Below are 15901 nucleotides of genomic sequence, written 5' to 3' on the forward strand. Positions count from 1 at the left end.
GGCAAATTAACAGAAAAAATTCTATACTCTCGAAAAATCCCCTAGTAATTAAAGTTACTAGGGGATAAAATTTCTTTAATAAGTCTTACTTATTTAAACTTGATTCTACCCAACTACTTATAGTATTCACACCACCCAACAATACAGCCTTGCTTGAATTATTATCAACCATTGACCTAACCTTTGATGGTATGCTGTCCTTTCTTACAAGTAATATCGGTGCCTGGGCCTTTTCTGTCACTGCTCCTGCTGATAATGCATCAATTGCATTATATCCATTTGATAGCATTACTGTTTTAGGATTTGAATATGATTCTTTCGCTATTTCTATAGCTGTATCAAACCTATCAGCACCTGCAATTCTCCTCTTTTTATTAGCCCTAATATTGTTAACAATGGAATTTGGAATAGATCCACTTCCACCAACTATAAGCAACTCATTTACATTCCAAGAATCTAGCTTTGATTTTACAGATGAATCTATCTTACGACTGTTAACCAAGAGTACTGGTATATCAGACTTAGTTGCCAGACTAGATACTGTAAGTGCATCTGCAGACTTTTCACCATTTATTAATATGGCCTTATTAGATCCACCTAGGTCTCTTACCCTTTGAGCTAGGATAGAGGCTGTTTCATACCTATTTGAACCTGATATTCTAGACACCTTATATCCAGCATCTTTTAATTTCTTTTCAACTGCTGGTGAAATTGATGAATTTCCTCCTACTATTACTATATTCTTTGCCTTCAGTCTAGAAATTTCATTCTCTACACTTGAAGGTATATCCGCTTTTGATGATAGTAGTATAGGCGCCTTGTTAATCTTTGCAAATGAAGCTGATACCAATGCATCTGCACTATTGATTCCACTCGCTAGTACAACTGTATCTGCATTCTTGAAGTATTGCCTACTTATTAGTGCAGATGTTTCATACCTGTCTCTTCCTGATATCCTTGACTTGTTTTCATCATTAGCATTATTGTCAGTGTACTCTTTTGCCTTTGACCAGTCAAATACTAAAATAGCATTTTGGCTACCTGCCCCCTTGCTTATCTTGTCATATGTACTAGCCTGGTTACTGCTAATAGCATCCATAGCATCCACTGCTACTTTTACATAAATTTTATCTTCCTTTCCATTTCTGATAAATTTATACCTCTTTGGGAAGGTTCTCTGCTTGCCCTCAAGATCAGTATCCCTATATTCCTTGTCTATTATAGCTGGTCTAAGGCTTCCATTTAAACCAGTATCGTAAACGGATAGGTCCCACAAATGACCATACTTGTTAGCAAAGCTAAGCCCCTTAAAGCTTACATAGTATTCAAATTTGTTTTTAGATACTTTTACAATGATATCTTTTTCCATGGCCGGATTACCCATTGATTCTTTGTTTTCATAGGCATGCCATAACTTTGCCGGTACAGAATATATCTTAGTATCTTTATCATCATTTTTGTCAACTATTCCACCATCTAACTTACCTTTATCAATTTTTTCATCAGTTTTAATATTGTCGTTTGGATTTGCATCGTCCTTTATGCTCAATATTGCAAAATTAAGAACCTGTGATGCACTTACTAATTCCAAATATGTAGGATTTGATTTTCCTAATACTCCCTCAACCTTCTTAATAGCCCTTTCAAGTATTCCTTTTGAATTGCCCTTTGCTATGCCAGAATTAACCAGGTGCTTGGCAATTTCTAGATCTTTCTTTAATTGAGCCTTTGCATTTTCAATAGATTCGTCTGGTTTCGGAAGGTCAGGAGTCGGATTGCTAGGATTCGGTTCCTTTGGTATGGATGAAATATCTAGTATTAATCTAGCATTTTGTGCACCCTTCCACTTTGCTCCTGCGATATCATAAGGTGCTTGTCCTCCATTCATTATGGCGTCCATAGCATCTACTGCCACCTGTATTTTAACTAGGTCAGATAGCTTATCAAGTGTAAATTTATACTCTGCAGGGAAGTCCCTTTCTTGACCAACAATATCCTTGTCCTTAAGAGTTTTTGATGCTTGTATTTCTGTTTTTTCACTATCAAAACCATCTTTATATATTTTTAATCCATAAAGATGTCCATAAAATTCCTTGGAACCAAAGTTTGCATGGATTCCCTTAAATTTGATAGTGTATTCATATTTACCATTGCTCTTCTTCTCTATTGTCGCTGTAGGCAGTAGGGCTGCTGAACCCATAGAATTTTTATCCTCATAGCCATGTTTTAGCTGAACCGGAACATTCCACTTATTTGGTTGTGGTTGAGGGTTTGGATCTGGCTGAGGATTTGGTTGAGTTCCATTTACAGGTTTTAACTGCCTGTAGTCTATTACAACTGGTGCATACTGGAAGGCATCCTTTTCTGGATTCCCCTCAAATATGCCATTCATAACATCTACAGAAATACCTATATACCTCATTGGATTTGACTTATCGCTATCTATTGGAAGCTCTACCTTCTGTATATACTCTCTCTCTTTGCCGTCAAAACCTTTGATTTTTTCTTTTTTAATAATATTTGGATTCTTAGGTTCACCTAAATCAGATTCTCTATTCACCTTGCTTTTAGGTTCAAAATACTGTAATTTAATCACCCTACCAGTATCTGAACCAATTGTGACACCTTTTAAATCAAAAATCAAACTTTGTTTTCCAGAAGCCACTTTTAATATAGCCAGTCCTTCTATTGCTGCATTACCCATTGAGGTATCATTATTACGATTGAAATGCCTTAACTGAATTGGTACTTCGTACTCACCATCAGCTAAATTTTCTGGTTGCTTTGCAAAATCGGTAGCAATCATTTTTAAATCATTGACTGCAGCCTTAAGTTTTTTAATTGCGACCTTTTTTTCTTCATCACTGGCATCTAGCTTGGATTCAGCATCTTTTATGGCTAAATCCAAAGCTTTTATTGAATCAGTAGTTTTTAATACCCTTGTTACCGGTGATTTAGCATTTGTAAGTTCTTCTAAAAGTTCTAACTTATAACTATCAAAAGTCGTCTTTTTTAGTTCATGAATTTTTTTCTTTAAATCATTTAGTTGATTACGCACATTTTCTTTGTTTGTTTCTTTTTCTATTTCTTTATTAACAGCCTCTGCTTCCCTTTTCAATTTTTCTAATGAATTTTTTTCATAAATCAAGCTGCTATCTTTGCTAGAAAGGAAGGCAATCATTTCAGAATACTCTTTTTTCAAGTCTTCTAAATTTTTATCATCCTCTATTTGTGCTATAACAAACATACCTTTATTATTATTTATATCTAGTATTAGTTTGCTTTCTTCTTTTGAAATATATCTAACACCATTGGCATTACCAATTTTTATCTTTGTAAGTTCTCCGTCCTCACTTACCCTATACATGGCTATTTTTCCACTCTTAAGCTGAATAGGATACAGGTCTCTTCCTTCATTTAAATTCACTGATATATTTAATACATAGTTTCCTTTTCCATCATTAAATGCATCAGTTTTCCAATCCCCTTTCATTTTAGCTAAGCTTCCATTTGAATCAAGTAGTTTGTAGTCCAAAAGGGTAAAATTATGTAGCTTATCTTCGTTTATTTTTTTCTTTACTTTTTCATAAACTGGACCAGAATTAACCTCATCGAGCATAATTTCTGTATCATAATATATACAATTTTTAAAATGTTCAAATATATCGTATACTCCTATAGTAGCTTCATGATATTTTCCATTAAAAAACACTTTTTTCTGTAGAAAGTTACTCGTATTTAGTTGCTCATGTTTAACATTGAGTACAAGTGTATCTGATGGCTCGAATCCATCCGAAAAAGCCTTTACTTTTATTGTTGTGTTCTTTCCATAAAAAAGACTATCTGGCATCTTTCCTAATGGACCAAATTCATCAGGGTCCATACCTTTCATGGAAGCAGATGTATCTAATGCCACACGTCCCTCATTAATTGAAACTTCTCTTGCTGACTCGGATTCCATAGTAGGTTCACTTCCATCTAAAGTAAACTTATAATCTATCCTCTTATCCATATAGTCATTTTCTGTTTTAAAGTTAAAGGAAGCTGGATATCCTATTTTATTAGCATATTCTTTATTATCATTGAAGTCTACACCATATGACTCCTTTGCCTTTATTTTTAACTTTTTAGTACTTGTATTATTTTTATATAAATCTGAATATGCCTTTATCAATTCATCTTTATCCTTATATATTCCTAATGGCCATGTATATTTACTTTCGTCAAGTTTATTCAATACAGCCTTATATTCTTCGTATTCTTTTAATTTAACTTCTTTTAACTTTTCTTTCTTTATTTTAACAATACCATCACTAGTTTCTATATTATATGTATCTTGAATAGAAGGTTTTTTAATCTCTTTTTCATATATTTCCTTTAATATTGATTCAATCTTATTAGCTTTTTCTTTTTTGTCTGCAATCTTGCTAATTTCTTCTTTTTTAGCATCCAAATTTAGGTCTGAGGCATAGGCACTAGTATCAATTTGTTCAAAGACTACCCTTATTACCTCTGAACAAACATCAGAAAAACTCTCTTCTACACTATCTTCGTCATCTGGATCTTCTGCAAATATATTTCCTTCTTGTTCTTTTGTAGGTATTTTTATTCTTTCTCCATCTTTTAATAGGATCCCCTTGTATGTTCCTTTCTCTGATAGTGAAATCGCTTTCAGATATTTAATTCCATTAACATACATTCCTCCCAATGGACCATTTAGTGCATCTTGGGCATCTTCCTTGCTAGTATCATCACTTATCAACATTATATGGTCGGAATATTTTTCCCAATTTATTTTTCCTATATTGTTATTCCTAAATTCCATATAGGAGGCTTGGTCGTTGGGTATGTCAAGTCTTTGTCCGTCAACTAACAAGGTATTAGGCTTAACCTGAGATATGTTATTATCATTGTCCTCTATATTTTTATGAAGTAATGAAAATATTTGATTTATCTTAACTGAATCAAGGTTACCTATTTGACTCCTTAAATCCTCCATATCTATTATATATTCTGATAGCAACGTTTCTTTATTACCAACATATGTTGCAGAATATAGAGTCGGTTCACTTTTTATATAAATATGATTTTCTAAGTTATCTAGTTCAATGTTGATATTTTTAACTTCATACTTAAACTGTCCGACCTCCTTGTTAAATTCGGTATTTCCCTCCAATTCTAATATATTCTTAGGATATAGTTTCCCTTCAATTTCATCCAGTAGAATGTAATTATTATTTTTTATAACAATTGGTTTTCTTGATCTAAAATTTTGTTCTATCCTACTTGTAACGACCGGTATCTTTATATTATATTTTCCTGATCTATACACCAATTTCCCTTCAAGTGAAAACTCACCCTCTAGACTATTAGGTCCTGACCCCGGACTTCCAGGATTATGTTTCCTTATTTCAGCAACATCATAAGGCATCTTTTTATTATGAATAAAACTATCCCCATGATTTTTCAAATATAGTTTAACGGTATACTCTTTATTTTCTTCTAATGTAATACTTGGTGTCTTGCCTGAATTATTATCAGCAAATGATACATCTTTTAGATAGACAAAATTAGATAAAACCATTGAAAACATCAAGACTAGTGTGATAATTCTTTTATTAATTTTTTTAACACTATTTTTCACATACCTTCCCCCCTATTTAAGAATTAAAGTATTAAAGTATAGCTACAAATTTTCTTTCATACATTATTCTTTACAACTATTTTTAATATATGATTATTTTTTAGTAAACTTCATAAAGCAATTTACATTTTTATGAATAAATCCCATTAATTCCATCTTTGCAGACACATTCTTAGCTGTAACAACTCCATTTGATTCAGTTAAATTAATATCATCAAAAACAAACAATGGTGCACTAGTAGAATTTTTTCCATCTATAGTCATTTCTTTTATTTCTCCACTTACACCCAAATATTTCATTTTTTGAGTTTTAATCTGAAGCCTATATTTACCACTTTCTTTCTTAGTTATTATAGCCTCTACAAATGCTTTATCAACTTTACCCTTCATTGGCTGAGATGTCATATTATGATCATGATAAACATTTATAGTATATGCTCCATCACCTGGGTAAGAATTTCCCTCTGCATATACATTACCTAGAAATGCAAATCCCATTCCTGCAAAAATTAACAGGGCCATCAAACTATTAATTATTTTTTTCATGACGAAACTCCTTTCCTTATCATATATTTGTAACCATGCTTATAAGCCCAATTAAATGATATCATATTTTAACTAGAAATAACATTCATTATTTTTAGTTTTTTTGGTGAATTTTACTAAATATAGCTAAATACCTAAAAAAATTCTTACTGTTTTTCTGCAAATATATTTTTTCACTTGAAAAATAAAAAGCGTAGAAGTTTTACTCCTACGCTCTAAAAAACAATATTACTTATATACCACTCATTTAGACCATCCACATAGCTGCAATTAACAATCTTCTATACATGGATACATGACCTAATTAGCTAAACATTCCATCCCCTAACAAATTCAATATGATTGACTACCTGGTCCCTGCTAGGGCCTCCTAGGGATTGCCTACTTTCCACACAGGCTTCAATAGCAATATTATCAAATATATCTTCCCCTATAAGGTCACAGTAGGCCTTGTAGTCATCAAGGCTGATATCTTCCAGACCAATGCCCTTTTCTATGCAATCAAAGACTATTTCACCTACTAGCCTGTGGGAGTCCCTAAATGTCAACCCCTTTTTAACCAGGTAGTCTGCCAGGTCTGTAGCATTTAGGAAGCCTTGTCTAGTTGCCCTTAACATATTATCCTTCTTTACCTTAAGGGTTTTCATCATTGGCTTGGCAACCATCAGGGCCTTGGTCCATGTCTCTACACCATCAAAAAGTGCTTCCTTGTCTTCCTGCATATCCTTGTTATAGGCCAGTGGTAGGGCCTTCATCATAGACAATACAGTCAAGAGGTCTCCATAGACCCTGCCGGTTTTTCCCCTTATCAGTTCGCAGGCATCTGGATTTTTCTTTTGTGGCATCATGGAACTTCCTGTGCTGTAGGCATCATCCATCTCTACGAAGGCAAATTCCTGGCTAGACCAGATAATCAGCTCCTCACATAGCCTGCTCAAGTGCATCATTCCCACCGAACAAGCTCCAAGTAAGTCTATTACAAAGTCCCTATCACTTACTCCGTCCAGGGAATTCATACTTGGCATTTCAAAGCCCAAGTCTTTTGCTGTCATATGCCTGTCTATAGGAAAACTCGTTCCTGCCAGGGCCCCACTACCGAGTGGCATGGTATTGTGGATAGATTTCCATGATTCTAGCCTAAGTAGGTCCCTCCTGGCCATTTCTACATGGGCCATAAGAAAATGGGCCAGTGATATGGGCTGGGCCCTTTGAAGGTGGGTATAGCCAGGCATTATTGTATCAATATTTTCCTCTGCCATATTTACCAGAATATCAATCCATTCCTTCAATAGGCCTGATAGTTTGTCTACAGACTGCCTGGCATATAGCTTTAAATCAAGGGCTACCTGGTCATTTCTGCTTCTTGCTGTATGTATTTTCTTGCCTACTTGACCTATTTTTTCTATCAGAAGGGCTTCTATATTCATGTGGATATCTTCATGCTTGCTGGTAAACTCCACCAGACCCTGGTCAATATCAGCTTCTATAGCCTCTAGACCACCAATTATTAGGCCGGCTTCTTCCCTGCTTATTATTCCAGTTTCAGCCAGCATTTTTACATGGGCCTTACTTCCCTCTATATCATAGTGGTAAAGCTTCCAGTCAAAGCCAATAGAAGAATTAAAGTCTTCCATAATGTTGCTGGTCTCAGATTGGAACCTTCCACCCCATAATTTTTTCATCTTAACCTCCTCAGTCAACCTGTCCTTATTTTTCTAACTTATATCCCCTACATATGTATTTTGCCTAATTCTTTTTACCTATTTTTTTGCTTCCATAACCTATATTTCCAGGCCACTCTTTGCCCTCATCCTGGCATTGGTCTTTAGTGGTAGGGAGAATAGGTGTATAAAGCCTTCTGCATCCTTTTGATCATATACATCATCTTCACCAAAAGTTGCTATTTCTTCACTGTATAGTGAATATGGTGATTTTATTCCAGCTGGTATGCAGTTGCCCTTGTATAGCTTCATTTTTATCTGACCCGTACAAGTCTCCTGTGTTGAGTCTATAAAGGCATCCAGGGCCTGCTTAAGCGGTGTATACCATAGGCCATCATAAAGTAGCTGGGCATATTTAATAGCAATATGAGACTTAAAAGATGCTGTATCCCTGTCCAGAGTCAAGCTTTCCAAAAGTTGGTGGGCTTCCATTAGTAGGGTTCCTCCTGGAGTTTCATATATACCCCTGGACTTCATGCCTACAAGCCTATTTTCTACCATGTCTAGTATACCTATACCATGCTTGGCCCCAATTTCATTGGCCTTTTCAAGTAGGGCTAGTGGCTCATCAAACTTTTGTCCATTTATGGCTACTGGCTGGCCCTTTTCAAAGTCTATAACTACATATTCTGCCTGGTCCGGTGCCTCTTCTGGCCTTGTACATATTAGGCACAAGTCATCAATTGGTTCTTTTTCAGGGTTTTCCAGGTCTCCACCCTCATGGCTAAGGTGAAGGACATTCCTGTCCATGCTGTAGGGCCTCTTCTTGGTAACCGGAACCTCTATGCCGTGGTCTTTTGCATAGTCTATGGCATCTTCACGGGACTTGATATCCCATTCACGCCATGGGGCTATTATTTTTGTATCCGGGCTAAGGGCTGCTATTGATACCTCAAACCTAACCTGATCATTACCCTTGCCTGTGGCTCCATGGCATATGTACTGGGCGCCTTCTTTTTTAGCTACATCAACCAAGGCCTTGGCTATTAGGGGTCTGGCAACTGATGTTCCTAGTAGGTACTTGCCTTCATACTTAGATCCTGCCTTTATGACCGGCCAAACGAAGTCTTTGACGAATTCTTTTTTCAGGTCTACTATATAGCACTTGCCGGCCCCACTCTTTAGGGCTTTTTCATATACTATATCCAACTCATCACCCTGGCCTACATCACCACAAACTGCTATTACCTGGCAGTTTTGGTAGTTTTCTTTTAGCCATGGTATGATTACTGATGTGTCCAGGCCTCCTGAATAGGCCAAGACCACCTTTGTAATTTCTCCACCATTTATTATTTCCTTATCCTTTGCTATTGCTCCATTATCTATATTTTTCATGTCTTTTCTCCACCCCTTCTTATTGCTTGCTCGCTAAATCTATATTCTTGTTTAAAATTTCCTCGTATTGTCCACTATCCTTTAATGACTTTATAGTCTTGTTAACTATGTCTAAAAGGGCCTTGTTCTCTCCCTTTTTGATGGCTATGGCTGCCTCTTCCTTGTTGGCCTGACTTAGGTTAACATCTATCAATTTAATCCCCTCATACTGGTTGGCATTTATCTTGGCAACTACAGTACTGGCTATGATTCCGTCTATATTTCCATTTTTCATATCAGCTATTAGGTCTGGTATGGCTGTTAGGGACTTTATCTTTGGAGCCTTCAAGACCTCCTTTGCATATATCTCCTGGACACTCCCCCTCTGTACTCCTAGAACTATATTTTTTAGGTCATCCTCTTTACTGATATCCTTACTGAAATTGATATTTACTATGATGGAATTTGTTCCTTCAAAATATACGTCTGAAAAGTCTACAGATTTTTTTCTTTCTTCCGTTGGTGTCATAGATGTAATTACCATGTCTACCTTGGAAGACTGAAGGGCCATTATCAGGGCATCAAAGTCCATAGCCTTGATTTCCAGCTTCACACCTATCTCGTCTGCAATTTTCTTGGCTAGATCTATATCAGCACCTACTACCTGGCTTTTACCAGACTTATCTACAACAAATTCAAATGGTGGATAGCCCGGTGCAGTTCCGACTACCAGCTTACCATTGGCCTTTATCTTGGCTAAATCATCAGTCTTGTCCTTATTATTTCCATCAGAATTTTTTAAGGCTGTACACCCCGCTACTAGTACTAATGTCAGGGCTAATAATATTAACTTGCTTATATTTTTTTTCATAATACTCACTCCTTAAACAAACAAAAAAGCCTCTTGGGCATAATGCCCAAGAGACGAAAACTTCCGCGTTACCACTCTTGTTGATAGGATATCCATCTAATAGATACTTAGTGAAAGCCATCATATCTAAATAGGGTTTCTGCAAAAATTTTATCTGCTATCCGGAATCACAAATAAAAAAGTCTCTTGGACAAAATGTCCAAGAGACGAAAAACTTCCGCGTTACCACTCCTATTGATAGATATACTATCCTCTCAAACCCTTAAGGCGGGAAACCTGCTACAATACTATTATTTCCTGTAACAACCTCAAAAGCTCTCTTCACTTCAAACTTCAATATCGGACTCACACCATACTCCGACTCGCTGAAAATTCATCTGAGTTACTCTCTTTATCATCGGCTCTATTTAGTTGAGTATTATTATATTGCTTCTTGTTAAACTTGTCAACACCTTTTTTTATTTTTTATTATATCCTACTTTCCTATTGATAAAATTTTATAGTTGCCCCATTCGTCTTGTAGCAAGTAAAATGTCATCATATTCTCACCGTCATCATAAGCTAAAACCTTATTTTTATCTTTATAAGCTAACTTAAAGTATACATCAAGAGCTATAGGATTCTTATATTCCTTTTCCTTGCCGTCTTCACTCTTTATTTTCAGTGGATTTGTAAGCATATTTATGTGTGCTGATGGTTTTACATACATCATTTTAGTATCTTTTATTCGCGCGTCCAATCCTTCGATATCACTGAAAATCTTATTTTTATCTACCAAATCTGATAATTTGAAATAGCTATCCTCAAAATATCCTGAATACTCATCATAGACCTTCTGGCCATTATTCATATCGGAAAATACATATTGGGTCCTTTTCTTATTTGCTAAATTCTTTATATAGTGTTCACAAACATCTACAGGATTTTTTTCATATAGGTCACCCTTTTCTTTAACACTAGAGCCTGAAGCTGAACACCCTGATAAAATCAGACACGCAAAGAGAACAAATATTATTTTTTCTAATAAGGGTTTTTTGACTGAACTCTTAGCCATAAGCTTCCTCCTAATATAAAGCCGTTAAAGTTACATATGATCTATAGTTACCATTTTTACCATATGGGTGAACAGTATTAATCGGTACATCTTTATGATTGGCAGTATGTGAACATATCCTAAAATTAGGACCCGGAGTTGATACTATGGTAGTATGGCTAATTCCACCATTTTGATGGATATCTAAAAAGCAAAAATCACCTTTTTTTAAACTAGAACCATACCTTATTACATGTCCCTGTGGACCTAAGTTTTCACCATTTCTTATTATATATCCTCTTAGATATTTTGCAGCTACCCATGCATGACCATAGCCTCCTTCTGCCGGTCCATTTTTTGTGTCCCAAAGTCTCCATGCATTATCCATCATAGCTCCACCACCTTTTGTTGCACCACCTGCATACAGTATTTGTGAACCAAAATTAGCACAATCCCCTCCTTTATCATGACCACTAAATGATAAATAAATACTCCTTATTATTGTATGTTTTAGCATATTTCATCATATAATTATACATACTATTTCTATCAATATATCCATTATATGAGCGTTCTTTTATTGAAGATAAATTATTGTTTTTTACAACCTTTTTTTCTTAATTTCAAAAGAATATTTTGCCATGAAAAAACCGACCTCCTAATCGTTAGATTTTTAGGTCTAACTTTTGGGGGTCGGTACACTCTAAAAATGATGTAGCTATGCTTGAAGATATTCTAAATACTAGGACTGATGAAACACCCATGTGTTTTAGGAAGAGCATAAAAACCCTTAAAAAGCTTAGAAAGTATGTGCTAAACTCATTAAAATATGATTATACAAATGCTATGGTGGAGGGTAAAAATAACAAAATAAAGGTAATTAAAAGAGTATCCTACGGATATAGGAGTTTTAGGAATTTTAAGGCAAGGATAATGCTAATGGAAAGGTATAAAATACAAAAGGGCAACATCCATAGCTATCAGTTTGCTACGGATGCTGCCGCATAATTTAATAGATTTTATTGATTTAAATTATCACCAACGTTATTTGACATAGAGCCTATATTTGTAGATGGATCGACAGTAGTTATGATGGACAACTATAAGATCCAGAACGAAACAAAGCCCCTACATCTGCCAATGTAGGGGCTTTGTTCTTGCTATTTACTAAACAACCTTTTATTATAAGTCATATTATATCATAAAGCTAATATAACTCAAATGAATTTCAAAAAAATATAACACATAAAATTAGTTTTTCTTCATTTTTTTTAAATCATCAATACTATCTTCTATTGCTAAAAGAGACAATAGTCCCAATGCAACAAACATCCAAGTGCTTGTTGTGAGGTTATTATTTGAATAGTCCTTAAATAATATAAGTATCGATACTATAAATGTAACAATTTTTATAAAAAAACAAATATATAAATTGCATACAATATTCTTGTCTTTGCTGGTTTCATAGATTAATACCTTGCCATAGTTACCCTATAAGGGCTCCAACCATATGTAAAGTATTCATCCTTATTGGATTTTGCACGAGTATATCTTAAATACAACGTAAACACAACGCCTTTTTTGCCTGTATAATCATTAATAAGAGCAAATCCACTTAACAAAAATGATACAACACCAACACCTGGAAGAAATTGAGCACCTAATTTTTTTGCAATAGCTTTTGCTGCTAGTTTAGCTGCCTTTTTTTTGGCAGCATAAGAAAGAGCAGTTGCACCAAAAGAAGGAACACCCATATCAGTATTACTTACATATGCAGTAGCCTTTCTTGTTTCACCAATTCTATGCTTAGGTGTTGTTGAATAAAGCATTAAAGAAGTTCCTTCTTCTAAAAATATATCCTTTGTTTCTACAGTTACTTCTACTGGAATCATATTTCCTTCGTCATCATCAACATAAACTGTCGTCGTCTCGTATTTAGAATTAGCATATGTATTATCTAAATCTAAATCTTTAAAATTATCGCCAGTCTCATTAAATGTATAATTTTCTGCTGCATTTGATGAAACTGTTTCGATTGAGTCTGCAAAAGACGAAACAGTTGATGCAAACAACATTAAACTTGCTAATACTACACCTATAATTTTTTTTCTTGTAGTTTTTTTAAACATAAAATCCTCCTTAATATTTTGTTTAGTAAATAACAATACGCTTACCAAGAAGGATATCATAATTTTCAGAAAAATACAATAACTTTTATTATTTTTTTTGTGTTTTTTCTATATATATTATGAGAGTGATAAAAAACTGTTCTAATGATAAGTATAAAAAATATATTGATAATACTCAGTGAGGAAAAAATGAAAACAATAAAAGAAATTGCTAATGAATTAGGATTGGATAAGCAAAAAGTTTATAGATACATTAGAAAAAACAACATCAAAGAAATCGCATCACCTGATGTACATCAAAAATCAAAAGTAAAGTATTATGATGATGTAGTTATAAGTATTATAAAACAAGGATTATATAAAAAAGATACACATCATGATATACGTCAAAAATCACTTTAAACTACATCAGATGAAGCACTTTTTGATATAGTTTTGAAACAAGTTGATATGTTAAAAGTGGAATTAGATATAAAAATAGACAAATTGAAGAACTAAATAATCGTCTTGCTGAATGTCAAAAGTTATTAGATCAACAACAACTAAATGCTATTTCAGAACAAAAAAATATACTACCTGAGCCTAAAAAAGGCGACATAGAATCAAGCAGTATATCAATATTAAAAATTTTCAGTTTTTTTAGGAGGTAATTTTATTACTTCCTATTTTTAGGTATGACGGGCATGCCGTCAGTCTGTGGTTAAAGTCCATGCAGGGCGTAGTTGCCGACGAACCTCATAGCAACTTGCAAGGTTATCACCGTGAGGTGATGGCGAGAAGAAGCAATAGCGAAATCGTAGCCTGACGTACAGAAACCTAATATCAAGGCTTACATAAAGGAAGAGTGGGCATAAAGTCACAAAGTCCAAAAGGCAAACGTAACTTATGTAAGTAAATTAGGCAGGTAGACGAGGAAAGACTGACGACTTATCCCGTGAGGTCTCACAGAGGGAAAACCTAGTAACAACGAACTGTGAGAAGTCAGCAGAAGCCATAGTAGTGGAGAAGTTTCTGTAATGGAAATGGAGCGAAGGGCTGAACAATTCTAAAAGTCAAAGTGACTTAATCAAACTGAGTATATAAGCCCGACGAGAAATATAGTAGCAAAGACGTAACGGAGTGAACATTTCACAGGAGCTAGGGCTAATATGTACAAAAGAAAATTAGGAAAGTGAGACAATCTATGGGACAACTAATGAATCAAATATTATCCAAAGAAAATATGAAAATGGCATACAAAAAGGTAAAAGCCAATAAGGGTGCCGGAGGCATAGATGGTATAAGCATCGAAGATGTTAACAAATACCTCAAAGAAAACTGGATAGATATCAAAACGAAAATCCTCAAAAGGAAATATAAACCACAACCAGTACTCAGAGTAGAAATACCAAAACCAAACGGTGGAGTACGAAATCTTGGAATTCCAACAGTAGTAGATATAATCATAGAACAAGCAATTACCCAAGTTCTAACACCAATGTTTGAGCCACAATTTAGTGAACATAGTTATGGCTTTAGACCAGGTAGAAGACCACAACAAGCAATAGTAGAGCTACTAGAATATCTAAATGATGGATACACATACATAGTTGATATTGACCTAGAAAAGTTCTTTGATAAGGTACCACAGGACAAGCTTATGTACTTGGTAGGTAAAGCGGTGAAAGACCCAGATGTAATATCTCTTGTAACTAAGTATCTAAGAGCAGGAGTTATGGTAAAAGGGAAATATGAAGAAACCACTATAGGAACTCCGCAAGGAGGTAACTTATCTCCTTTGCTTAGTAACATAATGCTCAATGAATTAGACAAAGAGTTAGAAGCACGAGGCTTGCACTTCGTTAGATATGCAGATGACTGTATAATAACCGTTGCAAGCAGTGCAGCTGCAAATAGAGTGATGCATACGGTCACATCGTGGATAGAGAGGAAGCTAAGCCTTAAGGTAAATGCTACTAAATCTAAAGTCACAAAACCAACAAGGCTCAAGTACCTAGGATTTGGCTTTGTGAAAATGAATGGAAAATGGGAAGCCAGACCACATAAAGACTCAATAAACAGATTCAAGAGAAAGCTCAAGAAACTAACATATCGTTCGTGGTCAGTGTCTATGGACTACAGGATACTGAGACTAAATCAGGTGATATAATTCATCCTCTAATTGTTTAATATGTTCAGCACTGGTATCCACTGATCTTTCAACGATATTTTTAACTACAAGTGTTTCATTTTTATTTGAATTCAATGACTTCTTCCGACCTTTCTTTTTAGGTTTCAACGCATCTGGCCCACCTTTTCTAAAATCATTCACCCATCTAGGAATCAGTGAAAGATTGTTAATTCCCTGAGATAAGGCCAGCTCTTTGTATGAGACTTCATTTGTTAGGTATAATTTTACTACATTTAGCTTGAATTCAAAAGAATATTTTTTATTTTTTCTTGAACGCATTAAACCATCATCGCCAAGTGTTTTATATATAGCTACCCACTTTAATATCTCGTTCTTGTTAGTAATACCATATTTTCTTGCTAAATAGCTTGAACTTTTATTCCTTGATAAGTATTCAGAAACTATTTTTTTCTTAATTTCAAAAGAATATTTTGCCATGAAAAAACCGACCTCCCAATCGTTAGATTTTTAGG

The 15901-nt window shown here is 34.7% G+C and carries 11 protein-coding genes, 1 pseudogene and 1 other annotated feature; of the genes and pseudogenes, 3 read left to right on the plus strand and 9 right to left on the minus strand.

Going from position 1 to position 15901, the window contains the following annotated elements:
- Positions 1 to 85: 85 nt before the first annotated feature.
- From HMPREF0634_RS09430 to HMPREF0634_RS08745, 7 genes are all read right to left on the minus strand, one after another.
- Entirely contained in the window at positions 86 to 5644 is a 5559-nt protein-coding gene (locus tag HMPREF0634_RS09430; protein WP_007791234.1) for a cell wall-binding repeat-containing protein, read from the minus strand.
- Positions 5645 to 5737: 93 nt separating this feature from the next.
- Entirely contained in the window at positions 5738 to 6190 is a 453-nt protein-coding gene (locus HMPREF0634_RS08720) for a hypothetical protein (protein ID WP_040565951.1), read from the minus strand.
- A 308-nt stretch (positions 6191 to 6498) separates the two neighbouring features.
- On the minus strand, positions 6499 to 7872 hold the full coding sequence (gene argH, locus HMPREF0634_RS08725; RefSeq protein ID WP_007791251.1) for an argininosuccinate lyase: 1374 nt from the start codon (positions 7870 to 7872) through the stop codon (positions 6499 to 6501).
- Between the two features lie 99 nt (positions 7873 to 7971).
- Positions 7972 to 9246, minus strand: coding sequence for an argininosuccinate synthase (locus HMPREF0634_RS08730; RefSeq protein ID WP_007791217.1), 1275 nt, complete (start codon positions 9244 to 9246; stop codon positions 7972 to 7974).
- Positions 9247 to 9265: 19 nt separating this feature from the next.
- Positions 9266 to 10096, minus strand: coding sequence for an ABC transporter substrate-binding protein (locus HMPREF0634_RS08735; protein WP_007791237.1), 831 nt, complete (start codon positions 10094 to 10096; stop codon positions 9266 to 9268).
- Between the two features lie 199 nt (positions 10097 to 10295).
- Positions 10296 to 10503, minus strand: a binding site (T-box leader).
- Positions 10504 to 10571: 68 nt separating this feature from the next.
- Entirely contained in the window at positions 10572 to 11150 is a 579-nt protein-coding gene (locus HMPREF0634_RS08740) for a hypothetical protein (RefSeq protein WP_040565952.1), read from the minus strand.
- Between the two features lie 10 nt (positions 11151 to 11160).
- A complete protein-coding gene (locus HMPREF0634_RS08745) occupies positions 11161 to 11646 on the minus strand; it encodes an amidase domain-containing protein (RefSeq protein ID WP_040565953.1) in 486 nt (161 codons plus the stop codon).
- 155 nt (positions 11647 to 11801) lie between these two features.
- Between HMPREF0634_RS08745 and HMPREF0634_RS08750 the strand changes: the two are divergent.
- Positions 11802 to 12137, plus strand: a pseudogene (locus HMPREF0634_RS08750) (transposase); the annotation flags it as partial.
- Between the two features lie 461 nt (positions 12138 to 12598).
- On the opposite strand, the gene HMPREF0634_RS08755 reads toward HMPREF0634_RS08750, so the two are convergent.
- Entirely contained in the window at positions 12599 to 13258 is a 660-nt protein-coding gene (locus tag HMPREF0634_RS08755; RefSeq protein ID WP_040565954.1) for a hypothetical protein, read from the minus strand.
- A 189-nt stretch (positions 13259 to 13447) separates the two neighbouring features.
- On the opposite strand from HMPREF0634_RS08755, the gene HMPREF0634_RS08760 reads away from it, so the two are divergent.
- Together HMPREF0634_RS08760 and ltrA are read left to right on the plus strand one after the other, a co-directional pair.
- Positions 13448 to 13660 carry a MerR family transcriptional regulator gene (locus HMPREF0634_RS08760; RefSeq protein ID WP_007791226.1) on the plus strand — a complete coding sequence of 71 codons (213 nt, stop codon included), beginning with the start codon at positions 13448 to 13450 and terminating at the stop codon, positions 13658 to 13660.
- A 793-nt stretch (positions 13661 to 14453) separates the two neighbouring features.
- Positions 14454 to 15407: a group II intron reverse transcriptase/maturase gene (gene ltrA, locus HMPREF0634_RS08765; protein WP_243440528.1), complete on the plus strand. Its 954-nt coding sequence runs from the start codon at positions 14454 to 14456 to the stop codon at positions 15405 to 15407.
- Here ltrA and HMPREF0634_RS08770 read toward each other — a convergent pair.
- The gene (locus tag HMPREF0634_RS08770; RefSeq protein ID WP_007791185.1) at positions 15390 to 15866 is read right to left on the minus strand and encodes a helix-turn-helix domain-containing protein; all 477 of its coding nucleotides are present in this window, start codon (positions 15864 to 15866) and stop codon (positions 15390 to 15392) included. The genes ltrA and HMPREF0634_RS08770 overlap by 18 nt on opposite strands.
- Positions 15867 to 15901 lie beyond the last annotated feature (35 nt).

Origin of the sequence: Peptostreptococcus stomatis DSM 17678, assembly GCF_000147675.1 — a bacterium.
GTDB lineage: Bacteria > Bacillota > Clostridia > Peptostreptococcales > Peptostreptococcaceae > Peptostreptococcus > Peptostreptococcus stomatis.